Consider the following 25,459-nt stretch of genomic DNA (forward strand, 5'->3'; position numbering starts at 1 on the left):
CTGCTTGGCCAGGGCTGGGGACCTCCCGGCCCAATGACTCTGCACGACAAGACCAACAAACAGAATTTCCTGCTTCTGATCCAACTGCGCTGGATCGCGGTCGGTGGTCAGATCGTGACGATCCTGTTCGTCCGCTACGCGCTTGGCATCGGCCTGCCGCTGGTGCCGATGGCGGTGGTGATCCTGCTGCTGATCGCTCTCAATGTCGCCAGCCTGCGCCGGCACAGCAGCCAGGACGCGATCACCAACACCGAGCTGTTTCTTGGGCTGCTGCTCGACGTCACCGCGTTGACGGTCCAGCTTTACCTGAGTGGCGGCGCGTCCAATCCCTTCATTTCGCTTTACCTGCTCCAGGTCATCCTGGGCGCGGTGCTGCTGGAGACATGGTCGGTCTGGGCCCTTGTCCTCATTGCAAGCACGTGCTTCATCGCGCTGACCACTTTCTACCGTGAGATCAGCCTGCCCGCTGCACACGGTGCCGGGCTGTTCAGCCTGCACATCCAGGGCATGTTCATCTGTTTCGTTCTGGCGGCAACGCTTCTGGTGCTGTTCATCACCAGGGTCCAGAACAACATTCGCACCCGCGACGCCCATCTTGCGGATTTGCGCCAGCAGTCGGCGGAGGAGGCTCACATCGTCAGGATGGGCCTGCTCGCCTCCGGCGCCGCGCATGAGCTCGGCACGCCGCTGGCCACGCTTTCCGTCATCCTCAACGACTGGCAGCGCATGCCGGCTCTTGAGGCCGATCCGGATCTGGCGCAGGAAATCCGGGAGATGCAAGGCCAGTTGGACCGTTGCAAGAAGATCGTTTCGGGAATCCTGATGTCGTCGGGCGAATTGCGCGGCGAAGGCACTGTTCGCACCTCCGTCGACGCCTTCCTGGCGGAGCTGGTGGCCGAATGGAAATCGACACGGCTGCCGCAAGGTTTCGAATACACCAGGCGTTTCGGCGCCAACCAGGAGATCGTCTCCGATCCTGCGCTCAAACAGGTGATGTTCAATGTACTGGACAACGCACTTGAAGCGTCGCCTCTATGGGTCGGGTTGATCGTCAGCCGCCACGCTGACGATCTTATCGTCGAAGTTGTCGACGCGGGACCGGGATTTGAAGAAGCCATGCTTGCTGAATTCGGCAAGCCCTATACGTCGACCAAAAACCGGCCAGGTAGCGGGCTCGGCCTGTTTCTGGTCGTCAATGTCATCCGCAAGCTGGGGGGTAGCGTCACCGTAAGAAATAGAACCGAGGGGGGAGCTTCGGTTACGTTGCATCTGCCGCTGGCTGCTCTGTCTCCGCGAGGGCACAATGCCGACTAAACGCACGCTGTTGATCGTCGAGGACGACATCGCCTTTGCCAACGCACTGCGCCGGTCTTTCGAACGGCGTGACTACGAAACGCATAGCTGCCGGAGCGTCGACGGCGTGCATGCGCTGATCGGCACCGTTGCCTTCCAATATGCCGTCGTCGATCTCAAGCTTGCCAGCGGCTCGGGCCTGGAATGCGTCAGGGCGCTGCACGAGCACGATCCTGAAATGCGGATCGTCGTGTTGACCGGCTTTGCAAGCATCGCCACCGCTGTCGAGGCGATCAAGCTCGGCGCCTGCCAGTATCTTGCCAAGCCCGCCAACACCGACGACATTGAAGCCGCTTTCGGCCAGGTCGAGGGCAATGCTTCGGTGCCGCTCGCCGAGCGACCAACCTCGATAAAGAACCTCGAATGGGAGCGCATCCACGAAATGCTGGTGGAGGCCGACTTCAACATTTCCGAGACAGCACGACGGTTGGGCATGCACCGCCGGACGCTGGCGAGGAAGCTGGAGAAGAGGCGTGTGAAGTAGGCACGATCTACTGCATTCCAGTCGCCACATTGGGCCCACTGCCGCCATGCCTGCCGTCGATGCACCGATGGAAATCACCCGCACAACGATTCCGGGAGCTTGTATTTCTCGGCTTCATCATGCGGTTCCAGGGATAGCCGCTCGATGCTGCGAGGCGAGGGTAGAGGCGAACGATGTCCTCAAAGGGAAAAAATTGGCAGGGCAGGGATTAAAATCCCCACATGCTCCGTAAACAGGACATGAAACCGTCGATGCCACGCTTTGACATCCTAGGACAGCTCGGTTCGCTGCGTCGCTATGCGCGCTCGCTGACGCGCGACAGCACCGACGCCGAGGATCTTGTCCATGACGCGCTGGTGCGCGCCTATGAGCGGCGCAGCACGTTCCGCTCCGGCGGAAACCTGCGCGCGTGGCTGCTGTCGATCGTCCACAACACCTTCATCGACAAGATGCGGTCCCGCAAGTCCGAAGCGTCGCGCGTCGAACAGGCTGGATACCTGGCCGACGGCAGCACGCCGGCACCACAGGAACATTCGGTGCGCCTGGCGCAGGTGCGCGAGGCTTTTTTCAGCCTGCCGGAAGAACAGCGTTCAGCGCTGCACCTCGTCGCCATCGAAGGCCTCTCCTATCAACAGGCCGCCGATGCCAGCGGCGTGCCGCTCGGCACGCTGATGTCACGCATCGGCAGGGCGCGCGCCGCACTGCGCGAGATGGAGGAGCCCGCGAAGGCAAAAAACCACCTCAGGATCGTTGGAGGCCCGTCATGACCGCAACTGTCGATCCCGTGACCGATATCGACCTCGACGCCTATGTCGACGACCAGGTCGACGTCACCCGCCGCATCGAGGTCGAAGCATTCTTGTCCGCTCGCCCGGAGGCGGCGGCGCGCGTGATGTCGGATCTCAGGACCCGCGATGAACTGCGCGTGGCGCTTGCCGGTTCCGCAGGTTTGGCCGGCTCCAAGGGCATGGCGCGCCCCGCGACCGCCGATGCCGCGCGGCGGCTGGAGAGAGGGCTTGCCCGCGGCCGGCTCTTCGGCGTGTTGCAGCGCGCGGCGGCGGTCGCCGGCTTCGTCGCCGCCGGCTGGCTGGCAAACGGCATCATCGGGCCGATGTCGGTGACCAAGGTCGTCGCCTCGCCGCAGCCGCCCGCCTATGTCGACGAGGCGGTGCAGGCCCACAGGACGACGCTGGTGCGCGAGAGCATGCCGTCGCAGCCGGAAGCGCCCAATTACAACGCCGGCGAAATCCGCGCCGCCACTGCCATCGTCATGCCGTCGCTGCCGACGGATTGGAGGGTGCGCGACGTGCAGATCTATCCGTCGCGCTTTGGGCCGAGCGTCGAGATGGCGGTCGAGACGAAAGACATGGGGCTGGTGTCGCTGTTTGCGATCCGGCCAGGAACCTTCGACGTCGTCAAGCCGACGATAGCGCCCTCGGGCGACATTTCGTCGGCCTATTTCCAGATCGGCGATGTCGCCTATGCGGTGGTCGGACGAAGCGAGGTCCATGACCTCGACCGCGCCGCCGAGACGCTCGCCAAGACGCTTTACTGATCGATCCACAAAGGAGAACGCAAATGAACACGCCCAATCTGGGATATCGAGTCGGCGCCGGCGCCCAAACCGGAGCCATCTTCGACGAGGGCCTGCGCCAGCATATGCTGCGCGTCTACAACTACATGGGCGTCGGCCTTGTGGTCACCGGCCTCGTCGCCTTCATGATCTCATCGACGCCGGCGCTCTACGTGCCGATCTTCTCCAGCCCGCTGAAATGGGTGGTGATGCTGGCACCGCTCGCCTTCGTCATGTTGTTCTCGTTCAAAATGCAGACCATGTCGGCGGCGAGTGCCCAGGCGATGTTCTGGGCCTTCTGCGCGGTCATGGGCCTGTCGCTCGCCTCCGTGTTCCTGGTCTTCACCGGAACCAGCATCGCGCGCACCTTCTTCATCGCCGCCACCATGTTCGGCGCCACCAGTCTCTACGGCTACACGACAAAGCGCGACCTGACCCAGTTCTCGTCGTTCCTGATCATGGGCCTGATCGGCGTGGTGATCGCCAGCATCGTCAACATCTTCCTCGGCTCGACCGCGCTGCAGTTCGCCATCTCGGTGATCGGCATCGCCGTGTTCATCGGCCTGACCGCCTGGGATACGCAGACGATCAAAGAACAGTATGCCGAGAATTTCGACGCGGAATCGCGCCAGAAGCTTGCCGTCTTCGGCGCCTTCTCGCTCTATCTGAACTTCATCAACATCTTCCAGCTGCTGCTGAATTTTACCGGCGAACGCGAATAACGACTATCCGCTGTGGGCAAGAGCGAGGGTTATTGCTCTTGATGCGGAGAGGTGGCCGGAGGGAGATCCTCCGGCCACAATTCGTTCCTGCAGAACCAGGCTACACCTTGAGTCCCCAAGAGCTTTTGCTAGTCTGCCCACCGCGCCGGCCTTCAACAACGACCCGCGAGGAAATGTGGCACAGGACAGCCAAACGCTTCATGGCGACGACATCTCGGCGACCATCGTCGCGCAGGGTGCCGAACTGATTTCGCTGCAAGACGCGCACGGATTTGAATTCCTGTGGCAGGCGGGGCCAGAATGGCGGCGGCACTCGCCGGTGCTGTTCCCGATCGTGGGGCGGCTGGCGGGCGATCATCTGCGCCATCGCGGCCGGACCTATCCAATGACGCAGCACGGGTTTGGGCGCGACAAGCCGTTTGCCTGGACGCAGAAGGGGGCGCGATCCTGCACGCTGGTGCTCACTGACGACGCCGACACCTGGGCGCGCTATCCATTCGCCTTTCGGCTTGAAGTGACCTATACGCTGGTCCGCCAGCAGCTTGATGTGACTTTCGACATCACCAACACCGGTGATGAGCTCCTGCCGGCATCGATCGGGGCGCACCCGGCATTCAATTGGCCCTTGCAGCCGGATTTGGCCAAGACGGATTACCGGCTGATCTTTGCCGATGATGAGCCGGCACCGATCCGCCGCCTTAAGGACGGACTGCTGCTGAAAACGCCACAGCCGACGCCTGTCGAAGGCAACATACTCCCGCTCTCTGAGCGGTTGTTCGACGAGGACGCGGTGATCATGGACCAGATCGCCAGCTCCAGCGTGCGTTATGCCGCTGAGCGTGGCCCGGCTCTGGAGATGTCCTGGCAAGGGGTTCGGGAGTTGGGCGTCTGGTCAAAGCCGAGCGGCGCGCCATTCCTTTGCATCGAACCTTGGCACGGCCTTGCAAGCCCGGTGGATTTCGATGGTGATTTTGTCGACAAACCAGGCCTGATGCTGGTCGCGCCGGGGGCAAAGCGCGTGATGAGCTATGAGATACGGCTGCTATGACGTTCCTGATCGGCAGATCCAGTCACGCCGGGAGTGCCCTATGAAGCTGTATTTCAGCCGCAATCCCAATCCTCGATTGGCGGTCGCGGCGGCACTCCATCTCGACGCGAAAGTCGAATTTGAATTCGCCTCGCCCTTCGCTCCGGGGCAGGCGGAGAAATATCGGCCGTTAAATCCCAATCTCTCACTGCCCATCCTTGTGGATGATGAGGGAAAGAGCCTCTGGGAGGCAGACGCCATAGCCTGCAGGCTCTCGCGCGACGCGCATTCGGATTTCTGGCGCACCGGCGATGACGAACCCGAGATGATCCGCTGGCTGAGCTGGGGCAAGGAGCACTTTGCACTCGCGTGCGACACGGTGCATTTCGAACGTGGGACCAAACAGCGGTACGGCATCGGCCCGATCGATCAGAAGCGGGTGGAGGAGGGCCTGAACCAATTCCATACGGCCGCGGCAATACTCGACGCCGTGCTTGCCGAGCGGCAGTGGCTGGTCGGGAGTTCGATTTCCTATGCCGATTTTCGAATGGCGACCTTCCTGCCGTTCAACGATGCCGCCAGATTGCCGCTCGACGATTATTCTTCTGTCAGCCGCTGGTACCGTCGGCTTGAAGACATCGACGCTTGGCGTGACCCTTTCAAGGGGATGGATGCACCCGAATTGCCGCCGGTGCCGCAAACGGCTGTCGTGGACCAGCGGCAATGATGTGCGGGGGATCGGATGGAGATCTATGTCCTGAGTGTGGTCGAAGGACAGGAATGGGCCCTTCCTCGACAGGCGGACGACTACCAGCTGTTTTCGACCCTCTGCGGCCGGAAGCAGACACAATGGCATCCGCCCGGGATGGAGATCCTGCGCGACCACGACGACGGTACGCTCCGGCAGTATTCAGATTTTCCATGGCTTGGCGAGCATGTGCTGATCCTGCGAGCGAGAGCGTTGAAGTTGCTTCGGCCAACCCTCGAACCGTACGGTGAATTCCTGCCGCTTCGTGCTGACGAGCCAATATCGCTCTTCAATGTCACCACCGTGATCGATGCGCTGGACGAGGAACGTTCAAAGATCGTTCGCTTTGACGATGGCGGCATAATGGTGATCGAAAGCCTCGTCCTTCGAGCGGACGCAATCGGCGGTACCGAGATATTCAAGCTGCCCGAGCGTGCCGATGGGGTGCGAATATCCGATATCTATCTGCAGGAGACGATCGTACGCCGGATCGGGGAGCTTGGGCTCAAGGGCATTGCTTTCAACTTGGTCTGGAGCGACGAGCTGGTCGGACAAGGCAGGATCGAGTACCCAGGTGTGGAAAAGGGCATTTCAACCGCAAGCTCGCTCACGCGCTTTTGGGCCGGTCTGCGGCGAAAAGCGGGGTTTTGATATCAACCTGCCGGACGACGGTGCCGACCACATTGACGAGAAGGCGCGCGGCGGTCAGCGCTGACAGGCCGTCAATGTCGGCCGGAGGATAGAACTCGACAAGGTCGAACCCTGTGATCCGGGCCCGTCTGCCGAGGCCGGCGATCAGGTCGATCACCTGCGTGTAGGTGAGGCCGCCGGGTGTACGCGCCGCCACGCCCGGCATGATGCTTGGATCAAGGCTGTCGCAGTCGAGGGTGACGACAACCCGCGCGCCTTCCGGAATATGCCCGAGCGCGGCTTCGACGCCCTGAGCGTAAACCTCGCGGGCGGTCACGAAGCGGCTGCCATAGCGCCGTGCCGCTTCGATCTCGGTGATGCGTGCGCTGCCGACGCTGCGCAGGCCGACTTGCACCATCCCTGCGACATGCGGCATCTCGCTCGCCCTGCGCATCGGGCTCGAATAGCCGTGGCGCTCGCCATACACCTCGTCGCGCCAGTCGATATGGGCGTCGATCTGCAGGACCCAGACCGGCCCGTGCTCCGCAAAGCCGGCGAGGAAGGGAATGGTCATGGAACAGTCGCCACCGATCAGGATCGGCACGGCCGGCAATGCCAGGATCTCGCACGTTTTTGCCTCGATCCTGCCCCGGTTTCCGGCGTTGTCATGCATGGTGGTCAAGATATCGCCGGCGTCGATGCAAGAGGCCGGCTTGCCGTCGAACAGCGGGCCGCCGAGATCGAAATCCCAGTGCCCGACGAACGCGACGTCGTCCTGGCTCGCAGCGCGGATGGCATCCGCCGCCAAGGCGTGGCCGCGGCTGTCCTTGCCGGGATAAGTGCTGCCGTGACCGGCTCCGAAGATCACCGCGCGGGGCATGTGGCCATCTGTCAGGCGATCGGGAAAACCGAGAAAGGGAGGCGAGGGGGTCATGCCTGATGATCCTGATGATAGCTTGGCGCACGCCGATCGGGCGCGTTTAAGTCAAACGCCTCGGCTCCAGCTTTGTGTGCCGACCGGGTAAGCCCAATAAGCTCTAAAACAATCGAGATCGATCACCCACCTGGTGTTCGAATTTGGGCCAATGGGGACATTGGCGGTGGCACCGGCCGATTTCGAGGCGACATTGTGCTGCCGGCGAGGACGTTGGGCGGTTTGGATCGGCAGGCGCGATCCCGAAATTTCCAGTACCTGACGAGAATGAACCTTGGCCGGTCGCCTGGTAGCGGAACCAGGCGAGGTTCACGTTGTTACCACAGCGGGCGACTGCCGGTTGCCGGATTCGGAGTCATCGTTTCATGACCAATGGTCCATTGCCTGAAAACGTCCTGGTCTCGCTTCCCAAGATCGATGCAAAAGCGGCGCCGACGCTCAAAAATGCCGAGGCGGAGGTATTTTACACGGAAGCAATCCGCGAGCTTACCGCCACCGACATACCCTTTCTGGTCGCCGGGACCTACGCGGTAAGCGCTTATACGGGTGTCACCCGCCAGACCAAGGACCTCGATATCTTCTGCAAGGCAGGCGACTACGCGCGGATCCTCGCCCATTTCAAGCAGCTTGGATATGCCGTCGAAATCGAGGACGACCGGTGGCTCGGCAAGGTGTTCAAGGGCACGCATTTCTTCGACGTCATGTTCGGTTCGGCCAACGGCACAGTGCCTGTTGGCGACCTATGGCTGGAACACGCCCGCCAAACAGAGCTGTTGGGCAGCAGGGTGCGGATCATCGGCCCGACCGAACTCATCTGGTCCAAATGCTTTATCCAGGACAGAGGGCGACATGATGGCGCCGATATCGCTCATACGATTCTCAAGGCGGGCGATCAGATCGATTGGCACCGGCTGCTTTCTTATCTGGAGGTTCACTGGGAGGTTCTGTTGATGCAGCTTATCAATTTCAGATGGATCTATCCGAGCGAGCGCGATCATATCCCGGCGTGGCTGCTCGATGAATTGCTCGACCGCCTCGCCAAGCAACGGCAGTTGCCGTCTCCAAGGATGAAGATCTGCCGTGGGCGGCTGCTTTCGCAAACCGATTACGAAATCGACGTCAAGGAATGGGGCTTCGCCGGCGTCGGTGGTGTGGGAGAATTCCGTGATGGCTGATCCCGTCGAGAGCAGCGCGCCCAAGGACGGCGCACGCGCGCTCAAAGTTGCCGCGGTCGGGGATCTCCATGTGCGGGAAGATGCGCAAACCTCTTATCGAGACCTCTTCGGCGAAATATCTAGCGAAGCGGACATTCTCGTTCTCACAGGAGATCTGACCAATCTCGGCAAGCCTCGTGAAGCGGAGATGCTGGCCGAGGATCTGCGCAACTGCTCGATCCCGGTCGTGGCGGTGCTCGGCAATCACGACTACGAATCTGGTGCGGTGGAAGACGTCACGAAGATCCTGCGTCAGGCGCATGTTCATCTCCTCGACGGGCAGGCAGTCGAAATCGAGGAGGTGGGTTTTGTCGGCGTGAAGGGATTCATAGGCGGTTTTGGGTCACGCATGCTCGGCTCATTCGGTGAACCGGCGATCAAGACGATGGTCGCTGAAAGCGTGAACGAGGCAATGCGACTTGAAAACGCGATGCGCCAGGTGCGGGCGAAGCGCACGCTGGTGATCCTCCACTACGCGCCGATTGCTGACACAGTCGCGGGAGAACCGCCGGAGATATTTCCATTTCTGGGCTCTTCACGCCTGGCGGAGACGATCGATCGATTCCAGGTTAGTGCTGTCGTGCACGGTCATGCACATCGCGGTTCTTACGAAGGTCAAACGCCTGGCGGAGCCAAGGTCTACAACGTCGCCATGCATGTAGCCAAGCCAAGCGGCCGCCCCTACGCCTTGCTCGAAATCTGACGCCAGCGGCATGCGCCGTGGTGCCCATTGGCCTGGATTCAATTGGTGGTGTTGATCGACTTCGCCAACTCTTCCAGCTTGCGGGGATCGTTGCCGTGACGGCGCACCAGCTCGCGAGCCTGCCTGGACGGCAAATCGGTCGTGGCCGCCAGTTGTCGCACCTGCTGATCGTCGATGGCGACCTGCGGCAATGTATGGTCGATATTTCCTTCCTTGTCCTTCATCGCGCTTCTCCTTGATCCCTGTCGACCACAACGGCTCGAAAATCCGACCGGTTCCGAACGATGTGCAAACTTTTGGGCCGGCACCTGGGCGGACCAACATGCGCGTGCCCTGAGGGCGTAACGATCTCTATGGCTGGATTCTGCCAGGAACCATGCCACGGCGCACGAGTTGTTCCGACTGAACGGAGATAGTTAGATGCCACAGCCAAGACAGCCAGACCCAAATCGCGATGTGCCCGTGCCGCCTCCAACATGGAAGCCCGAGCCGATCGAGGAACCCGAACCGGAAAGGCTCCCGGACGAGACCCCGCTGCCCAATCCCGACGAGAATGAAGAGCCTCCCGTCCACGCATAGACGAAGGGGAGCTTCTTTATCGCGGGGCAAATGCGCAACCTCGAGACAGAAAGCCGTCGCCTGCAGATCGGCAAAGCTGAATGGTTGCTTCGGCGCCTCAAGTTGTCGTCTGGATGATCAGGGTCAGGGTGCCATCGCCATCTATGTTTGCAGCGACAACCTGCGAGGAATGGAGCCCATTCGCCCTCAAAGCCGATGTCGCCTGAGGCGAAGCATCGACTGAGTTTTGCAGGCGAAGCAAATCTTCGGCGCTGGTCTGATTGATCACGGCATCCGCCTGCGCCTTGATTTCGTCAGGCAAATTCTCGACGGCGATAATGGCAACGCCGGTGAAATTCAAATCAGCAGAGCCTGGATCTGGCAGCGCCTGCTCCGGTTGCACTTCGCCCTGCGGTGGCATCACCTGGGGAGGCTGCGGTCCGACAGTTTGGGCGTAGACGGGCTGAATGACGACCGCCCCGGAAAGTGCTACAACTATCGTCAACATGCGCATGGTCGCTCCTTGCATCCTTCGAGGAGATTTCGAAGAAACCCCCATGCTGAGCGATGGTTCCGCAGGGCTGGTCCCGCCGGGCGATTTCGTCCCAACTCACCCCAGAGAGACGCCGAAAACCTTGGCCAGGGCGTCCGTCACACGGCTGTCTCCCCAACCGGTTGGGCGGTTCCGTACGGAATCGTACCATCGATTGATCTGCACCTTGGACAGGATCAAAATCAAGCAGAGGTGACCATGGGAGGGAGCCGCATGAGCATCGCCAGATGGGCAATAAGACCTGTCGGTACCGCCAAGGTGTTTCTGGCAGAGGAGCTTCGAAGTGCGCGATACGGCGACATTGTTTCGGTCAAAGCGGCGATAGCGGCCGCTCGCAGGGACGCGCCTTATTTGCAGGATACAGATGATGAGTTGATGGAGACGATCATCGAGCTGGCACGGGAACTGGGGCTGGCCGTCCTTTTTGACTCTCGCGATTGACCGATGAGCCATGGCTGGAGGACTCACCGGTGGTTGAAGCGATTTGGTACGAAATCGACAATTGGCTCATGGCCGAAAATGCGCAATCATTGGGAAATGGGACGACGGTTGGACGACAAACTCGATTGCAAGGCTTGTGGGACTATCCAAATGGACATTCCCGACAACGCCGAGGAATCGACGCCAATTCATTGCAGCAATTGCGGCGCCTTTCTCGGCGAGTGGGGCGAATTGCAGGACGATTTCTACCGCCAGGCTCGCGGTACCGAAGCATTCGACTTGCGCAACGGAACCATTATCAAGAAGTAGCGCGCAACAACGCGCGCCCGGATACCATCGGTAAATCCACAGGGGTTGGCAGATCTAGCCGACGTCGATGACGACCATCAACCCGCCGCCGCCCTTCTCCTCGACATTGTTGTTCGTCGTGTGATGCGGGATGTGGCAGTGAATGAGCCACTTGCCGGGACGCAGCGCCTTCCACACGACGTCATAGCGCTGTCCCGGTCCGACATTGATGGTATCGGCCAGGAAGCGTGCCGGGGGAGAAAGCGTCTCACCGTCTCGGGCGACGACCTCGAAGGGCCCGCCATGGATATGCATTGGATGGACGAAGCCGTTGTTGGTGCCGATGAAACGCACCTTCAGCGTCTCGCCCACCTTCATAGGAATGGTGTCGGTTGCGGGATAGGCCTTGCCGTTGATGGTGAAGAAGTTCGGCATGCCGCCTTCCATTGGCATTGAGGGGTAGGTCAGCCCATCACGCACCAGCCATTCCTGAAGTTCGATGACATAGTCGTGGTCAGCCGGAACCTCGTCGGCAGGATTGGCGGGATCGATGATCAGCGCCCCATAAAGCCCCAGCGCCTGGGTGCGGTCCGGCTTGGCATGCGGATGATAGAAATAGGTCCCGTGCTGGGTCGCGGTGAATGCATAGGAATAGGATTGTCCAGGCTCGATCGGCGGCTGGGTGATCTCGGCAGGCCCATCCATCTGGTTCGGCAGAATCATGCCGTGCCAATGCACCGTGGTTTCTTCGGGCAGGTCGTTGGTGACGCCGATGCGAACCTTATCGCCCTGGCGAATGTGGATGCGCGGGCCGGGAATCTGGCCATTGTAGGCATAGGCGTCGACCGCGACGTTGGGCAGGATCTGCCAGCGGACCACCGATGGCCTGAGCTCGAACACCTTGACGCCGTTCTCCAGGCGGAATGGCAGTTCCTGGTCGCCCTTGGCGGCAAGAGCATAGGACGAGGTGACGCGACGCGGATCGGTTGCAGCCATGTCACGCATGGCCTCCGCCGGCGTGTCGCGACCCATGATCATGCCTTGCGGCATGATCGCGCCGCCGACGTCACGCGCCGAAAGCGTCAGGTTCAGCCAGTTGGCCGGTGCGGCCATGCCGATCGCCAGCGCCAATACCGACACAATACCGAGGGCCGCAATCTGCGGTGTGGTAGCGTCCGTCTTCATCTGATGGCCGCTGCGTTTGGACTTATGGGAGGTGTTGCGGCTTCGTCGATCGTCGCCGGCGTTGGGGTGATGCATAGCGTGCTGTTGGTGGGCGGTCGGCTCTCCACTGCTCGTTTCGTTCGCCTGCGGGCGCTGCGTCATCAATCCGTGCTTCAGCCCGCGCGCGACCAGCCAGACATTGGCCGGATAGGCGAGTGTGAAGCCGGCGATGACGCCGATCGACATCACGCCCCAGAACAAAAGCTCTGTCGGCTCCATGGCGCGCATGTCGCGTCCCATCATCAGAAAGCTCATGACGGGCGCCATGCCGGCCATCATGAAGTTCATCGAGATGAACTCGGGCAGGAAGCTCTTGCGCACGTTCTCCCAGTAGGTGCCGCCCATCATCGATTTCATGAACAGCGATTGGAAGATGAACAGGCCGAAGGCAAAGCCCGCCAGATATTCGACGATGAGGTCGAGCCACATCGGCAGGCCAAGCGTTGCCGTGATGACTGCGGCGAGAATGATGCCGGTCGCATCGCCGGCAACGCAGTGGATGGTCGAACCGCCCCCCTGTTTCCACAGCGGGCTGGTGAAGTCTTCATGCTCGCCTGGCCGTGGCTCCTTGTCTGCAAGCACATAAAGCAGCAGCCCCAATGGACCCATATAGAGGGTCACCAGGATGAAACCCCATTTCATCACCACCGGTTCGGGATTGTTGCGGTATTGATCGAAGCCGACATAAAGCGTCGAGGCGGCGGCAAGAGCGAACCAGACGGCAAGGAAATAGTCGATTGGCTGGATGAACATGGATGCATCCCGTCGCGGATCAGTGGCTTGTCACAAGCAGCCCCGTCGATGAACGCAGCCGGCGTGTTTATGATCCCGCCGGCCCAATTCGGTTGTGTCGAATTCTCCAGCCTGGCGCTCTTGTCGAAGCATTAACGCGCGGTAATTCCCTTGAAGGGGTGGGCGCTTCGCTGCCTCAACAGGAGCTGGCCATGAAACATCAAACACTCGACCAACTGCATGCCGTCGCCAAGATTGAATCGTCGGCTGCCTATTCCGCAATGACACGAAATCAGCGCGTAGAGCGCTGGGCTGAACTGCTGGAGCGTAATCCCGAGCGATGCCTTGGGGCGTTTGCAGGCACTGAACATCTGCACCCTGAAGCACGTGCGATGATGCGGGGCGAGGGTACGGCAATTTCGGTTGCCTTCGAAGATCCAGTGCTGCGCGCATCGGGTTTGAAAGACGACACATATGGTGAGGCAAAGCGCTTTTTCGAGTTGAACGACTGGCAGTTGCACGACATCGTCTGCGATTGCCACGTCGGCTCAACCATGAAAGCGCGCTGGGCTGCGACGCGGGTCCGCTCAGCCATCAGCGGCAGGTTCTTTGCGTGGTTGCGGCAAAGGATAATGCGCTGACCGTAGTTGGGGATCGTCGTCGCTTCGGTGCGGCATACGATCCCCTGTCTTGCCGATTGGATGTCTTGCCGATTGGATGTCTTGCCAATCGGAGGTCTCGCCGATGCGGATCAACGCTTGTCCTGGTATAGCCGGTCGGTCGCTCGGTCGCTCTCCCTTCGTTCGGCGAGTCCACGCCGACGGCGTGCGATAACGGCATAGGCCATCAGCACGATCAGCAGCAATGGGCCGCCGGCAACGACGATCAACCACATGATATCTCCAAACATGGCGGCATCTCCTTTCCAAGACAACCGGCGAGGAGGAGAACCGTTCCGCGCAGTAGCAGGGCAATGCCACCTCGGTCATCAACTTACGGATTGCGTTCGTAGGTTCCGATGAGTTCAGCCTGCTCGAGCGAATGTTTCTGCGCCTCCCGCCAGATGCGCTCGATGCCCACGCTGGCCGGAATGGCGAGGCTCGGCGTGTCGAGCGCGGCCAACCGGAAATGGTAGTGGTGAACGCCATGTCCGACGGGTGGCTCAGGGCCGTCGTAGTAGGCGTTGCCAAAATCATTCGTTGCTTGCCTGAGTGCGCCCGGACCCGGCTTGCCGCTTTCGGCCTCGGGAAGTTCCCTTGTGTCCGGGGAGATGTTGAACACCGCCCAATGACCAAACGTTCCGCTCGGCGCGTCAGGATCCTGAACGACGAGAACGAGGCTCTTTGCTTCATCTGGCACTCCAGACCATTTCAGCGGCGGCGATACGTTTTTGCCGTCTCGTGTGTATCTTTCGGGAATTTGTCCGCCTTCGGCAAAGGCGGCACTGCTAAGGGCAAGTGGCATGGTTCACTCTTCCGGCGAAGTTGATCCCAGCGACGCGCAGGGCAGCTATTTGTTGGTCCGCATCTTTTGTCTTGGATCGATCCCGCCAGCGGCGGTCGTGTCGTTTTCGACGTCACCTTCGACTGTGTTCTCGCCTTCAAGCTCGAACTCTTCGCCTTCCTTGATCGTTCCCTTGGAAGTCCCGATACCAGGATTGTTCGCCAAGTCGGCATCGCTCGGTTTTTTCCATTTCGGATGTTTGGTTCCGGTCATGAGAAAACTCCTTCGACGGGGATTGCAGTTTTGAAATCGCAGACCGGATAATTCGTTCCGGGTTCCACGCCTCGGCTTCTTCATTGGTTCGCCGCGCGCCGGCTAAAGCCCGAATGGATAGGTGTCGGGAACGCCGGTTCTTGCATGCTCCGAGCCAAGCGGCGTCACTGCCGCGGTTTTGTCGAACCATACGAACGCGTCGAACTGCCGGGGCAGGGAAGCGTCCGCATAGTGGCTGCCCAGCTCGGTTTCCGGCCGGTAGATCACGCCGATAAATCGCTCCAGCCTGCGTTCCAGCAACCGCTCACGCAGCGTTGTGTCGCGCCCGAGGTCGAGCAGGAACCGCGACACAAGGGAATCGTGGCAAAGCCGTTCGTAGCTGTCGGCGTGCGACGCGCGAATTTGCTTCACCTCCATTTTGCCATCCCAGTTGCTGGCGGCCGCTACAGTGCCGGAATGCGTGCCCATACCGATCAGCGCTGCCTCATCCCCGAAACGCTGCCGGCAGAGTTGGCCGATGTTCAGTTCGTCCCTGACGACGCCCATCTCGGTAAAGCGGGCATCGCCGATATGGGAATTGTGCGCCCAAACCACGGCCTTGGCGTTGGGGCCGCCGGCATGCAGCACATGTTCCAACGTTTCGAACATGTGCGTGTCGCGCAGGTTCCAGGACTCCGCACCGCCATAGTACATGATCCGGTAATAGTGTTCGGCGGACGCGATCAGCCGGGCATTCTGACTGGCGTCGAGAAAGTCGGTGCCGTCCCTTTTTGCATATTCGAGCTGTTTGGCGAGCAAGTCCCGGCATTGTTCCAGCACCGCTTTTTCGCATTTTTGATAGCCGGCGGTGAGCACCGCGCGGCCGTAGGTGGACGGTTCGTGTTGCCAGGGCGTCAGGCAGCCATAGCGTTCGCGCGCGATCTTGGCTGCCTGGGGATCGACCCGGTCGAGATAGTCGAGGACCGCGCCAATGGAACCGCTCATATTGTAGATGTCGAGGCCGTAGAACCCTGCTTGCTCCGAAGGCGCTAGCTTCTCGTTGTGACGGCGCATCCAGTCGGTGAAGGCCGCGACATCGGTGTTGCGCCACATCCACGTCGGAAATCGCTGGAATGGCGCACCAGTGCCGGTTCGCGGCCGACGATGGCGAACGTAGCGGTCGATCGCCGCCGCGTCGGGCCAGTCCGCTTCGACCGCGACGATGTTGAAGCCGTGGCGTTCGATGAGCCTGCGGGTGATTGCCGCGCGCGCCCTGTAGAATTCGGACGTGCCATGGCTTGCCTCGCCAAGCAGAACAATGCGCCGGTCGGCGAACCGATCGAACAATGCGCCGAAGGCCGGATCGTCGAAATCGGGCAGGGGTTCGGCCGCGGCCGCGATCATATCAGGCAGGCTGATCGGATGGGGATGTCGAAGCGGACGACCGACGTCGGTGACCGTGCCGTTTTCCGACCAACCCTGCTCGCCGATCAGAGGGACGAAGCGCACACCACCGAAATCCTCCTCGCTATAGGTTGCGGCGCCTGTCCGGGTGACTTTGAGCAGACGTTGCAAATCCGGGTCGTCGCCGACCGGAATGACGAGCCTGCCGCCGACATCGAGTTGCTCCTGAAGGGCGAGCGGTGCGCCGGGACCGCTGGCTGTCACCACGATGGCATCGAACGGCGCCGCCTGCGGCCAGCCCTTGGTGCCATCGCCTGTTCGAACCTCGATGTTTTGGTAGCCGAGTCTTTCAAACCGCCGCTTCGCGGTTTCGGCCAAACCGGGATGACGCTCTATCGTGTAGACCTGTTCGACGATTCGGCTCATCACCGCGGCCGCGTACCCCGAACCGGTGCCAATTTCGAGCACATGGTCACCCGGTTTGACATCCGCCATCTCGATCATGAACGCGACGATGTAGGGTTGCGATATGGTCTGGCCGTCGGCGATCGGCAGCGGCGTGTCTTCATAAGCAAATTCCTCGAAGCCGGGTTCGACGAAGGCCTCGCGTGGAACTTCGCGCATAGCCTGCAGAATCTCACGGTCATGGATGCCGCGCCGGCCGACATGGATTTTGACCATTCGATCACGGGCACGAGGAAGATCGAGCATCTTTTAGCTCCCCGTTGGTGCAACGCTTCGAGGCGATCCTTCGCGGTACCTGCCTTGAGCCTGCCTTCGCGATTCCAGTTTCTAACCGCTAGAGGACTTCAAGGTTCCCGACTATCTGCGGACAGAGCCGTGTGCCCGCCGGGATAGCGTCCGGTCTCTTGGCTGCGCGGGTCGCGACGCCGCCCCGGACGGCGGCAGTCGGGGGTTGCTCAAGCGCAAAGATGCCCCAGTTATCACCAGCGAACCGAAGCTGGAGATGTCGATGAACGACAAGGCAGCCGCGACGCCGCAGGCTATCGGCCACGAACGGATCGACCTCATGGACCGTTACTGGCGCGCCGCGAATTATATCTCGGTCGGCCAGATCTACCTGCTCGACAATCCGCTGTTGCGCGAACCGTTGAAGGCCGAACACGTCAAGCCGCGGCTGCTTGGCCATTGGGGCACGACGCCGGGGCTGAATTTTCTCTACCTGCATCTGAACCGCGTTATCCGCGAACGCGACCTCGATGTTCTGTTTATCTGCGGCCCGGGCCATGGCGGCCCCGCAATGGTCGCCAACACCTGGCTCGAGGGCACCTATAGCGGGATCTATCCCGATATCGGGCAGGGCGAAGACGGCCTCAGGAAACTGTTCCGGCAGTTTTCCTTCCCCGGCGGCGTGCCAAGCCATGCCGCGCCCGAGACGCCCGGCTCAATCCATGAGGGCGGTGAACTGGGATATGCCTTGGTCCATGCCTTCGGTGCGGCCTTCGACAATCCGGACCTGGTGGTTGCCTGCGTCGTTGGTGACGGCGAAGCCGAGACCGGTCCGCTCGCGGCGGCATGGCATTCCAACAAGTTCCTGAACCCGATGTCGGACGGCGCCGTCCTGCCGATCCTGCATCTCAACGGCTACAAGATCGCCAGCCCAACGATCCTGGGCCGCATGGACGACCAGGAATTGCGAAACCTTTTCGCCGGCTATGGCTACGAACCGTTCTTCGTCGAAGGCCACGAGCCGCTTTCCATGCACCAGTCGATGGCCGCGATGCTCGACACGGTGCTCGATCGCATCCGGTCCATTCAGGAGCAGGCACGGGCTCCGGGATGGCATGGTCAACGCCCGCAATGGCCGATGATCGTGCTGCGCAGCCCCAAGGGGTGGACAGGTCCCAAGGAGGTCGATGGCGAGAAGGTCGAGGGTTTCTGGCGCTCGCATCAAGTGCCGGTGTCGAACGCACGCGGAAATGAGGACCACCGCACGATCCTCGAAAACTGGATGCGAAGCTACAAACCGGAAGAGCTGTTCGATGAAAGCGGACACCTGTTGCCAGAGCTCGCGGCACTTGCCCCAACAGGGACAAAGCGCATGGGCGCAAGCCCGTACGCAAATGGCGGACTGCTGAAGCGCGATCTTGTGCTTCCAGACTGGAAAAGCCTGGCGCTGGAAGTGCCGCGTCCAGGTGGCGTCATCGCTGAAGCGACGCGGATTTGCGGAAGCTATCTTCGCGAGGTGTTCCGCCTCAATGCCGAGACGCGGAATTTTCGCCTGATGGGGCCGGACGAGACGTCATCCAACCGCCTCGATGAGGTGTTCGAAGTTACCGATCGGATCTGGATGCAACGCATCGAACCCTACGACGTCCATCTTTCCCGTGACGGACGTGTCATGGAAGTGCTCAGTGAGCATCTCTGCCAAGGGTGGCTCGAAGGCTATCTGCTCACCGGCCGGCACGGCCTGTTCTCCTGCTATGAAGCCTTCATCCACATTGTCGATTCGATGGTCAACCAGCATGCCAAATGGCTGAAGACCTCCGGCGAGCTTGCCTGGCGCAAGCCGATCGCCTCGCTCAATTACCTTTTGACCTCCCATGTCTGGCGGCAGGACCACAATGGTTTCAGCCATCAGGATCCGGGCTTTGCCGATCTGGTCGCCAACAAGAAGGCCGATACGGTAAGACTCTATTTTCCGCCGGACGCCAACACCCTGCTGTGGATCACCGATCATTGCCTGAGAACCTATAACCGCATCAATGTCATTACCGCCGGCAAGCAGCCGGCACCGCAATGGCTGTCCATTGAAGAAGCCGAAGCGCATTGCAAGGCGGGAGCGGGCATCTGGGAATGGGCCGGTACGGTTGCTCAGGGCGAGGAGCCCGACGTGGTCATGGCCTGCGCCGGCGACGTGCCGACCCTGGAAACGTTGGCCGCGACCGACATTCTGCGCTCTGCGATCCCCGACCTGAAAATACGTGTCGTCAATGTTGTCGACCTGATGACGCTGCAGTCGAACACCGAGCACCCGCACGGCCTCGCCGATGGAGACTTCGACGCGTTGTTCACGAAGACACGGCCTGTCATCTTCGCCTATCACGGCTATCCCTATCTCATTCATCGCCTGACCTACCGTCGCGCCAACCATGACAACATGCATGTGCATGGCTTCCGCGAGGAGGGCACCACGACGACGCCGTTCGACATGGTGGTGCTCAATGAACTCGATCGCTACCACCTCGCGCTCGCCGCCATCGAACGCGTGCCGGGACTGGCCGAAAGGGCCGAAGGGCTTGCGGGCGAACTCCACGACCGGCTGGTGAAGCACAGGGCCTATGTCCGCGAGCACGGCGAAGACATGCCCGAAATCCAGGAATGGACCTGGCCCGGCAAAAGCGCGGCAAAGGCGCGCCGATGACCCGCCGGTCGATACTGGCGCTGAATGCCGGTTCGTCCAGCATAAAGTTCGCGCTTTACGATCTTGCCTCGTCGCAGGATCTGCAGCTCGTTTCACGCGGCACGTTGGACTTGGGCGACACACCCACACTCCGCGCAAAAGCGGCCGACGGAACGGTGCAGTGCGAGCGGCAGCTCGCCGCCGACAAGCCGCGTGATGCGGCCATAGGCGAGATGCTGAATTGGGTGCAGGGCGAAATTGGCGAAAGAAACCTGCTCTGCGCCGGCCATCGCGTCGTGCATGGCGGAAGCGAATTCATCGAACCTGTCCGTCTGACCCCAGACATCATCGACGCCATCGACAGGTTGACGCCGCTTGCTCCGCTGCATCAGCCTCGCAGTCTCGCGCCGGTCCGCGCGATAGCTGCCTTGCAACCGGACTTGCCACAGGTTGGCTGTTTCGACACCGCTTTCCACCAGACGATCGATCCGCTCGTGCGGCGCTTCGCCCTTCCGCGCCAGTATGAAGGGCAAGGCTTGCGCCGCTACGGGTTTCACGGTCTCTCCTATGAATACATCGCCGGGCGGCTCAGCGGGATATCGCCAACTCTTGCGGCGAAACGCACCATCGTCGCCCATCTCGGCAATGGTGCCAGCCTTTGCGCTTTGCAGCAGGGCAAGAGCATCGATACGACGATGGGGTTTTCGGCGCTGGATGGCCTCGTCATGGGCACGCGGTGCGGCGCCATCGATCCCGGCGTGCTGTTGTACTTCCTGCTGGAAAGAGGCATCGCGGCTGAGGAACTGCAGACAATCCTTTACGAGAAGTCGGGACTGCTCGGCGTATCCGGTATTTCGGGCGACATGAGGACGCTGGAAGCGAGCAATGATCCTCGCGCTCATGAGGCGATGGCGCTTTTCGCCTTTCGCGCCGCGAGAGAGGCCGCGGCGCTTGCAAACACGATGGGTGGTCTTGAATGCCTCGTGTTCACAGCCGGCATCGGCGAACGGTCCGCGTCTATCCGCAACGCCATATGCGAAAAATTGACCTGGCTTGGCGTGGTGCTTGAAGAACACGCCAACGACACCCACGCCGAAATCATCAGTCGGTCGGAGAGCAAGGTGGAGGTGCGCGTGATTGCGACCGATGAGGAAAGTGTCGTTGCGCGTCACAGCCGCAAGGTGATGCAAGCCTGAAGGCTCGCCATTTCGGAAATCGGCTGTCGGTTCGGCCCGATGAAAGCGCGGGGCAAGGGTATTCCCTGTACGAAAATTACCAAGCGAGCGGTCGGGGGAACCAACTGCCCATGGAAATATTGTGCGAGCAATCCCGGCTAACCCCGAGACCGTCGGCACGATGATCAGGCCGACAGCCTTACTTTAGGCTTTGGCTGAGGAATCCATGTTTACGGACGACGTTGCGGTGAGGCGCCTGAAAATCCTGGTCGAGCAATATGTCGAGACACGCAAGAAGCGCCACGATGTGATCTCTACAGCCAAGGCCGGAACCGCAATCCGAGAGGTGATGCCAAGTTGCCCGCTTTCGGGAAAGGCCTTCGATGATCTGATTGCGGCCTGCGCCATAGAGCATGGCCTCGCCGTGCTCTTCGACAATCCGGGTATATCAGGCACTGAAATCTGAGGCTGGCGTTTCCGAGGCCACCATCGCGATGAGCAGGAGTTCAGTCGGCATGTCCAGATACTTTTTCGACCTTCGAGATGAGAGCGGAAGCTTGCAGGAGGATCCGGAGGGCCAGGAATTTCCTGATCTCGCGAGCGCCGAGGAAAACGCGATGGCGTCGGCGAAGGAAATCCTCGCCGAAGAGCTGCTGCATGGCAAGCCGCTGCGTACCGGATTGGCCTTCGAGATTTTTGACGAGAACCGCAACCTGGTGCTGCGCTTCCCCTTTGCGTTCGCGGCCGAAAAGGCCGGGGCACCCCCTTAATACCGAATTGCCTGGCGGCCGATCGCTTGCAGGGTCATACAGGTCGGGCGTCAATGCGGATACTATCCTTCCGCCTTGAAGTTTCTGGCTTCTTTCTCGACCTTGGGGCTGTCCTTGCCATGCTTTCGCATGAGCTCCTTGGCCTGCTTGGGTGAGACGTCGGTGGTCTCTGCCAAGCGCAGCGCCTTCTTGTCCTTGCTTTCGGTCTTCTGCTTCTTGGCCGTCATGGCTCTTGAACTCCCTTGAAGCCTGTTCCGATCGATCTTTGCCGGTGCGAACGCCCGAGCATATCCAGATGAACTGTCGTTGCCTGGTTTGCTTCGACGAGACGTCAACGAGACGATCCCGGTCAGGTTCCGTGCATCGCCTGCTCATGTCCGAACTTGTCACGCCACGCGGCGGTACCGATGGCGATCTCGGATGAATTCATTGAAGAAGCGGCCTTTTGAGGAGGCTTTGGTGAACGCGGCATAAGTTGCCGGCGCAACACCCTCATAATCGTAACGTCTGCCGCTCGGCACAAACCAGACCGAGAGGATCTTGGTAGCGGGATCATATTGTGTGTTTTGGATCACGGTCGATGGCATAGTGGCACCCGACGGGTCTGCCCGAATAACCCGCTAGCGATAGTCAGGTTCCGCCGATGCCCTCGCGGCTCGCACCGCGACTACCGGTCGCGCGGGTTGCCGAACGTCGGGTCGCGCTTCCTCGAATATCGGTCGATGCGTGGCAGGCTGTCATCAAACTCGATGTACGGTAGCCTCAGGTCCCAATAGGCATGGGCTTGCGGCCGAAAACCTTCAGGTTTGTCGAGGAAGCCGATCGTCACATAGAACTCGTCCGGCAGGCCTTCGTCGCTATAGCCTATCGAGCTTCCACAGTCTGGGCAGAACGTGCGGGTGACGCCTGGCGTTTTGGAAAAGGCCTTCGGTGTTCCCCTAAGAAGCTGAAATTGCTTCGGCCGGTAACCAACCCAGATCGTCAGCGGACTTCCGACGGCCCGGCGGCAATCGTCGTCGTGATCGTAGCATATCCAGAAAGGCTCTCCATCCATGGCTGCCGCGATCCGTCCGCAGAAGCAGGCTCCGGTCTCGCGCCGCATCGTCTGTCCATCCTGTCGCGCCCAAGGAACGTTCAGAGAGCGGCCGAACGGCCGCTCCCATTCAAGGTGAAGTCGTTGAAATCATGCATCGTGATGCTCGGGCATGCTCTTGAGCTGATCCTTGGTCCAGTTCGTCACCGCGTGAACGTCGCCGTCTTCATCGCGCATGAATTCCAACTGGCTCGCGGGAACGGCCACTGGCTTGGCGCCTATGCCGAGGAAGCCGCCGACATCGATGACGACCTGACTGGCGGCTCCAGAGCCGTGGACATGCGAAACGCTGCCGACCTTGTTGTCGTCCGCGTCGTAAATCGTGGCGTCTTCGAGAATGTCTGGCGTCAGTTCGGTGCTTGTGAGGCGTACGTGGTTGGTGTGGTCCATCGTTTCGAGACTCCTGTTGGGTGGAATATCTGAACCTCTCAGCCGAGCAATCGTTCCGAACAATTTCGGGGGCGACGGACGGACGACGCAAGGATGCAAGAACCCTCAAATCAGCCTCGGCCCGAATTGACTCGCAAAGCTCCGTACGGAAGCGTACAAAGGACAATCGTCAGCAGCACAGTTGGGCGTTGACGCTTGGGAGTGACCATCGCTCTTGCCCATCACGAGGCATGGCGTTGCATGGCGAGGAGCCCGAGCACCCCGGTCTGCCACTGGACGCGATAACCGCGCTGGCGCGGGATACAGGCGCCATTGAACAGCAGATACGTGAAATCATATCGCTCCTCGGGTTCGATCGCGCCTCTATCCTGCGGGAGGCTCGTTTGCTGGCGAAAGATGGTCAGCCAGCAAGGCCTTCGAGTCTTCAGCAGTAACTGTCGGTTTCATACCAACACGCCGGCCCGTCTAGTGCTGCGCGAGACGAGGTCTATGGTTCGTTACCGTCCGCTCGTTAGACGGGCGCGGCCGGCTAAGAGATCCCAGTGCTCTTGCCCAAGGGAAAAGAGTCTCGTGGATTACCAGATACTGCAAGCCAAGAGCGAATTGCTTCGCCGCATGAGTGCGGACGACTTCGCGCGGTTAAGGCCGCATCTGGCGAGCGTTTTCCTGGACTTGCGCGCGCCACTGGAGACTGCGGGGCAGAAGATCGAAGCCGTCTATTTTCTGGAAAGCGGACTGGCATCGGTGGTGGCCAGGACTTCGGCGGCGACCGAAGCGGAAGTCGGAATCATCGGGTTCGAAGGAATGACCGGTTCGGCCCTGATCATGGGGGACGACCAGGCGAACTTTGATTGCTACGTCCAGTCGACATGCGAGGCCCTCCGGGTAGAGGCTGCCCTATTCGTCGAAGCCCTGGAGAACAGCCCTACGTTGCGGTCGTTCCTGTTGCGCTATGTCCAATATTTCCACGTTCAGACAAGCTACACGGCATCGATCAACGCACGGCAGAGCCTGGAAGTCCGGCTGGCGAGATGGCTTTTGATGTGCAGCGACCGCACTGTCGGCGACAGACTTATGATAACCCATGAATTTCTGTCCATCATGCTTGGTGTCAGGCGTCCGGGGGTTACCGTGGGTCTGCAGATGATCGAGAGTTATGGTTATATCCGAGCGCGCCGCGGAGAGATCACGATCCGCGATCGAGACGGTCTCGTGAAGTTGGCGCGAGGCTCTTACGGTCCACCTGAAACCCAGTACCGCCGGCTGATCGGAGATCTGGGCTCGAAGCATCCTGCGAGGCAGCAGCGGCCTCTCGTTTGAGCGCTGGAGGGCGACAGAGGCTTCTCCGCCACTGAACCGCCAAGAGGACATTTCGAGTGGCCGACGCGATGATGCCGGTGAGACACCGTTGCCCAAACCCGCGCCGGCCACTGCGGCATGTTTTGGGGATGCCGCGTTGCCAATCTAGTTGCTGACAAGCAACTGGCAACGAAGGCTCACGGTTTGGTAAGAACCGTACGTACATGCACGCAACCTCCCTCGGTCGCATTCAAGGCATGCTCGCGAATCCTGAGTTGAATACAGTCACCCCGGTAAACTCCGGATTGGCAGGCGTTGTCAGATGCGGTGATGTCCGCGGGGTGGGGTGCAGATTTGCTGGCCAGGTTCCGATATTGCCAGGCGGGCTGGCCTTCACCATCTAGCTGGGATGGCGACACCCAAATCGAAAACACTCGGCTCCGGCTCATCCGGGCTCCAGCACGATCTCTTTGGTGCTGCCGACGACCTGCCGGAAGGTTTCCTCTACCAGCCCGAACTGATCGCGGCGCAAGAAGAAACGGAACTCGCCCGGCATCTCGAAGACCTGCCCTTCGAGGCGTTCGATTTCCATGGCCATCTGGCAAACCGGCGCGTCGTAGGCTTTGGCCTGCGTTACGACTATGACAGGCGTCAGGTCGTCGAGGCGCCGCCGATCCCTGACTTCCTGTTGGCCCTGCGCGACAAGATCGCGGCGTTGGCAGGCAAGCCCGCCGACGCCTTCGCGCAAGTGTTGATCAATGAATACCGGCCTGGCGCCGGCATTGGCTGGCATCGAGACAAGCTTCATTTCGAAGACGTTGCGGGTGTTTCGTTGCTGGCGCCTTGCAGTTTTCGGCTCCGGCGGAAGAATGGCACCAAGTGGGATCGCCGCACCATCGTCGTCGAACCAAGGTCGGCGTATCTCATGACCGGACCATCGCGCACGGAATGGGAGCATAGCATTCCGCCAGTTGACCTGCATCGATACTCGATCACCTTGCGGACATTGCGCGCCAACTCCGCATGAGCATCGCGCGCCGAGCCGTTCTGAGGCATCGCCAGCGCCATCACGAGTTCTTGAACGC

Annotated in this window: 31 protein-coding genes; 19 read left to right on the forward strand and 12 right to left on the reverse strand. The window is 60.6% G+C overall.

Going from position 1 to position 25,459, the window contains the following annotated elements:
• Positions 1–33 precede the first annotated feature (33 nt).
• From NKH52_RS05920 to NKH52_RS05955, 8 genes are all read left to right on the forward strand, one after another.
• The gene (locus NKH52_RS05920; protein ID WP_352728740.1) at positions 34–1,314 is read left to right on the forward strand and encodes an ATP-binding protein; all 1,281 of its coding nucleotides are present in this window, start codon (positions 34–36) and stop codon (positions 1,312–1,314) included.
• Positions 1,304–1,837: a response regulator transcription factor gene (locus NKH52_RS05925; RefSeq protein ID WP_023812014.1), complete on the forward strand. Its 534-nt coding sequence runs from the start codon at positions 1,304–1,306 to the stop codon at positions 1,835–1,837. The genes NKH52_RS05920 and NKH52_RS05925 overlap by 11 nt, the downstream gene beginning before the upstream one ends.
• 251 nt (positions 1,838–2,088) lie before the next feature.
• On the forward strand, positions 2,089–2,604 hold the full coding sequence (locus tag NKH52_RS05930; protein WP_245273246.1) for a sigma-70 family RNA polymerase sigma factor: 516 nt from the start codon (positions 2,089–2,091) through the stop codon (positions 2,602–2,604).
• Positions 2,601–3,392 (forward strand): anti-sigma factor family protein, encoded by a 792-nt coding sequence (locus NKH52_RS05935; RefSeq protein WP_127294473.1) that lies wholly within the window; start codon positions 2,601–2,603, stop codon positions 3,390–3,392. The genes NKH52_RS05930 and NKH52_RS05935 overlap by 4 nt, the downstream gene beginning before the upstream one ends.
• A gap of 23 nt (positions 3,393–3,415) precedes the next feature.
• On the forward strand, positions 3,416–4,132 hold the full coding sequence (locus NKH52_RS05940) for a Bax inhibitor-1/YccA family protein (RefSeq protein WP_023812012.1): 717 nt from the start codon (positions 3,416–3,418) through the stop codon (positions 4,130–4,132).
• 175 nt (positions 4,133–4,307) lie between these two features.
• The gene (locus NKH52_RS05945; RefSeq protein ID WP_352728738.1) at positions 4,308–5,180 is read left to right on the forward strand and encodes an aldose 1-epimerase family protein; all 873 of its coding nucleotides are present in this window, start codon (positions 4,308–4,310) and stop codon (positions 5,178–5,180) included.
• Between the two features lie 40 nt (positions 5,181–5,220).
• Entirely contained in the window at positions 5,221–5,886 is a 666-nt protein-coding gene (locus tag NKH52_RS05950) for a glutathione S-transferase family protein (protein WP_352728736.1), read from the forward strand.
• Between the two features lie 15 nt (positions 5,887–5,901).
• Positions 5,902–6,558, forward strand: coding sequence for an imm11 family protein (locus tag NKH52_RS05955; protein WP_352728734.1), 657 nt, complete (start codon positions 5,902–5,904; stop codon positions 6,556–6,558).
• Here the strand turns inward: NKH52_RS05955 and NKH52_RS05960 are convergent.
• Complete coding sequence (locus NKH52_RS05960; RefSeq protein ID WP_352728732.1) at positions 6,515–7,471, reverse strand: agmatinase; 957 nt, start codon at positions 7,469–7,471, stop codon at positions 6,515–6,517. The two genes, NKH52_RS05955 and NKH52_RS05960, sit on opposite strands and share 44 nt — an antisense overlap.
• A 365-nt stretch (positions 7,472–7,836) precedes the next feature.
• Here NKH52_RS05960 and NKH52_RS05965 point away from each other — a divergent pair, with 365 nt between their 5' ends.
• Together NKH52_RS05965 and NKH52_RS05970 are read left to right on the forward strand one after the other, a co-directional pair.
• Positions 7,837–8,646 (forward strand): nucleotidyltransferase family protein, encoded by an 810-nt coding sequence (locus NKH52_RS05965; protein ID WP_352728730.1) that lies wholly within the window; start codon positions 7,837–7,839, stop codon positions 8,644–8,646.
• The gene (locus NKH52_RS05970; protein ID WP_127294483.1) at positions 8,639–9,388 is read left to right on the forward strand and encodes a metallophosphoesterase family protein; all 750 of its coding nucleotides are present in this window, start codon (positions 8,639–8,641) and stop codon (positions 9,386–9,388) included. Before NKH52_RS05965 ends, NKH52_RS05970 begins: the two co-directional genes overlap by 8 nt.
• A 38-nt stretch (positions 9,389–9,426) precedes the next feature.
• On the opposite strand, the gene NKH52_RS05975 is transcribed toward NKH52_RS05970, so the two are convergent.
• Together NKH52_RS05975 and NKH52_RS05980 are read right to left on the reverse strand one after the other, a co-directional pair.
• Positions 9,427–9,612: a hypothetical protein gene (locus NKH52_RS05975; RefSeq protein ID WP_128364140.1), complete on the reverse strand. Its 186-nt coding sequence runs from the start codon at positions 9,610–9,612 to the stop codon at positions 9,427–9,429.
• 452 nt (positions 9,613–10,064) lie between these two features.
• Positions 10,065–10,460, reverse strand: coding sequence for a hypothetical protein (locus NKH52_RS05980; protein ID WP_352728728.1), 396 nt, complete (start codon positions 10,458–10,460; stop codon positions 10,065–10,067).
• 252 nt (positions 10,461–10,712) lie between these two features.
• Between NKH52_RS05980 and NKH52_RS05985 the strand changes: the two genes are divergently transcribed.
• Both NKH52_RS05985 and NKH52_RS05990 read left to right on the forward strand, forming a co-directional pair.
• Positions 10,713–10,940: a hypothetical protein gene (locus NKH52_RS05985; protein WP_352728726.1), complete on the forward strand. Its 228-nt coding sequence runs from the start codon at positions 10,713–10,715 to the stop codon at positions 10,938–10,940.
• Positions 10,941–11,090: 150 nt separating this feature from the next.
• Entirely contained in the window at positions 11,091–11,249 is a 159-nt protein-coding gene (locus NKH52_RS05990) for a hypothetical protein (RefSeq protein WP_023812002.1), read from the forward strand.
• A 54-nt stretch (positions 11,250–11,303) separates the two neighbouring features.
• On the opposite strand, the gene NKH52_RS05995 is transcribed toward NKH52_RS05990, so the two are convergent.
• Positions 11,304–13,205, reverse strand: a complete 1,902-nt coding sequence (locus tag NKH52_RS05995; RefSeq protein ID WP_352728724.1) for a multicopper oxidase domain-containing protein — start codon at positions 13,203–13,205, stop codon at positions 11,304–11,306.
• Between the two features lie 191 nt (positions 13,206–13,396).
• Between NKH52_RS05995 and NKH52_RS06000 the strand changes: the two genes are divergently transcribed.
• Complete coding sequence (locus NKH52_RS06000) at positions 13,397–13,825, forward strand: hypothetical protein (protein ID WP_023812000.1); 429 nt, start codon at positions 13,397–13,399, stop codon at positions 13,823–13,825.
• Between the two features lie 110 nt (positions 13,826–13,935).
• On the opposite strand, the gene NKH52_RS06005 is transcribed toward NKH52_RS06000, so the two are convergent.
• The 4 genes from NKH52_RS06005 to NKH52_RS06020 all read right to left on the reverse strand — a co-directional run bounded on the left by NKH52_RS06005 (position 13,936) and on the right by NKH52_RS06020 (position 16,994).
• Complete coding sequence (locus NKH52_RS06005; RefSeq protein WP_352728722.1) at positions 13,936–14,094, reverse strand: hypothetical protein; 159 nt, start codon at positions 14,092–14,094, stop codon at positions 13,936–13,938.
• A gap of 83 nt (positions 14,095–14,177) precedes the next feature.
• Positions 14,178–14,648 (reverse strand): YbhB/YbcL family Raf kinase inhibitor-like protein, encoded by a 471-nt coding sequence (locus tag NKH52_RS06010; RefSeq protein ID WP_127294495.1) that lies wholly within the window; start codon positions 14,646–14,648, stop codon positions 14,178–14,180.
• A gap of 45 nt (positions 14,649–14,693) precedes the next feature.
• Positions 14,694–14,900 carry a hypothetical protein gene (locus NKH52_RS06015; RefSeq protein WP_013531530.1) on the reverse strand — a complete coding sequence of 69 codons (207 nt, stop codon included), beginning with the start codon at positions 14,898–14,900 and terminating at the stop codon, positions 14,694–14,696.
• A gap of 102 nt (positions 14,901–15,002) precedes the next feature.
• A complete protein-coding gene (locus NKH52_RS06020) occupies positions 15,003–16,994 on the reverse strand; it encodes a protein-L-isoaspartate(D-aspartate) O-methyltransferase (protein ID WP_352728720.1) in 1,992 nt (663 codons plus the stop codon).
• A gap of 262 nt (positions 16,995–17,256) precedes the next feature.
• Here NKH52_RS06020 and NKH52_RS06025 point away from each other — a divergent pair, with 262 nt between their 5' ends.
• The 4 genes from NKH52_RS06025 to NKH52_RS06040 all read left to right on the forward strand — a co-directional run bounded on the left by NKH52_RS06025 (position 17,257) and on the right by NKH52_RS06040 (position 21,592).
• Positions 17,257–19,668 (forward strand): phosphoketolase family protein, encoded by a 2,412-nt coding sequence (locus NKH52_RS06025; RefSeq protein ID WP_352728718.1) that lies wholly within the window; start codon positions 17,257–17,259, stop codon positions 19,666–19,668.
• A complete protein-coding gene (locus NKH52_RS06030; protein WP_352728716.1) occupies positions 19,665–20,843 on the forward strand; it encodes an acetate/propionate family kinase in 1,179 nt (392 codons plus the stop codon). Before NKH52_RS06025 ends, NKH52_RS06030 begins: the two co-directional genes overlap by 4 nt.
• A gap of 205 nt (positions 20,844–21,048) precedes the next feature.
• Positions 21,049–21,288, forward strand: coding sequence for a hypothetical protein (locus NKH52_RS06035; protein WP_352552075.1), 240 nt, complete (start codon positions 21,049–21,051; stop codon positions 21,286–21,288).
• Between the two features lie 49 nt (positions 21,289–21,337).
• The gene (locus tag NKH52_RS06040; protein ID WP_502905801.1) at positions 21,338–21,592 is read left to right on the forward strand and encodes a DUF6894 family protein; all 255 of its coding nucleotides are present in this window, start codon (positions 21,338–21,340) and stop codon (positions 21,590–21,592) included.
• A gap of 62 nt (positions 21,593–21,654) precedes the next feature.
• Here NKH52_RS06040 and NKH52_RS06045 read toward each other — a convergent pair whose 3' ends face one another.
• From NKH52_RS06045 to NKH52_RS06060, 4 genes are all read right to left on the reverse strand, one after another.
• On the reverse strand, positions 21,655–21,819 hold the full coding sequence (locus tag NKH52_RS06045; protein ID WP_023811992.1) for a hypothetical protein: 165 nt from the start codon (positions 21,817–21,819) through the stop codon (positions 21,655–21,657).
• Positions 21,820–21,978: 159 nt separating this feature from the next.
• Positions 21,979–22,179 (reverse strand): KTSC domain-containing protein, encoded by a 201-nt coding sequence (locus NKH52_RS06050; protein WP_023811991.1) that lies wholly within the window; start codon positions 22,177–22,179, stop codon positions 21,979–21,981.
• Positions 22,180–22,259: 80 nt separating this feature from the next.
• Positions 22,260–22,694, reverse strand: a complete 435-nt coding sequence (locus tag NKH52_RS06055) for a GFA family protein (protein ID WP_352728712.1) — start codon at positions 22,692–22,694, stop codon at positions 22,260–22,262.
• 81 nt (positions 22,695–22,775) lie between these two features.
• Positions 22,776–23,075, reverse strand: coding sequence for a PRC-barrel domain-containing protein (locus NKH52_RS06060; protein ID WP_013531539.1), 300 nt, complete (start codon positions 23,073–23,075; stop codon positions 22,776–22,778).
• A gap of 570 nt (positions 23,076–23,645) precedes the next feature.
• On the opposite strand from NKH52_RS06060, the gene NKH52_RS06065 reads away from it, so the two are divergent.
• On the forward strand, positions 23,646–24,395 hold the full coding sequence (locus NKH52_RS06065; RefSeq protein WP_352728710.1) for a Crp/Fnr family transcriptional regulator: 750 nt from the start codon (positions 23,646–23,648) through the stop codon (positions 24,393–24,395).
• A gap of 388 nt (positions 24,396–24,783) precedes the next feature.
• On the forward strand, positions 24,784–25,401 hold the full coding sequence (locus NKH52_RS06070; protein ID WP_352728708.1) for an alpha-ketoglutarate-dependent dioxygenase AlkB: 618 nt from the start codon (positions 24,784–24,786) through the stop codon (positions 25,399–25,401).
• The last annotated feature ends 58 nt before the right edge of the window (positions 25,402–25,459 follow it).

Origin of the sequence: Mesorhizobium sp. M1066 (assembly GCF_040318635.1) — a bacterium.
Taxonomy (GTDB): Bacteria; Pseudomonadota; Alphaproteobacteria; order Rhizobiales; family Rhizobiaceae; genus Mesorhizobium.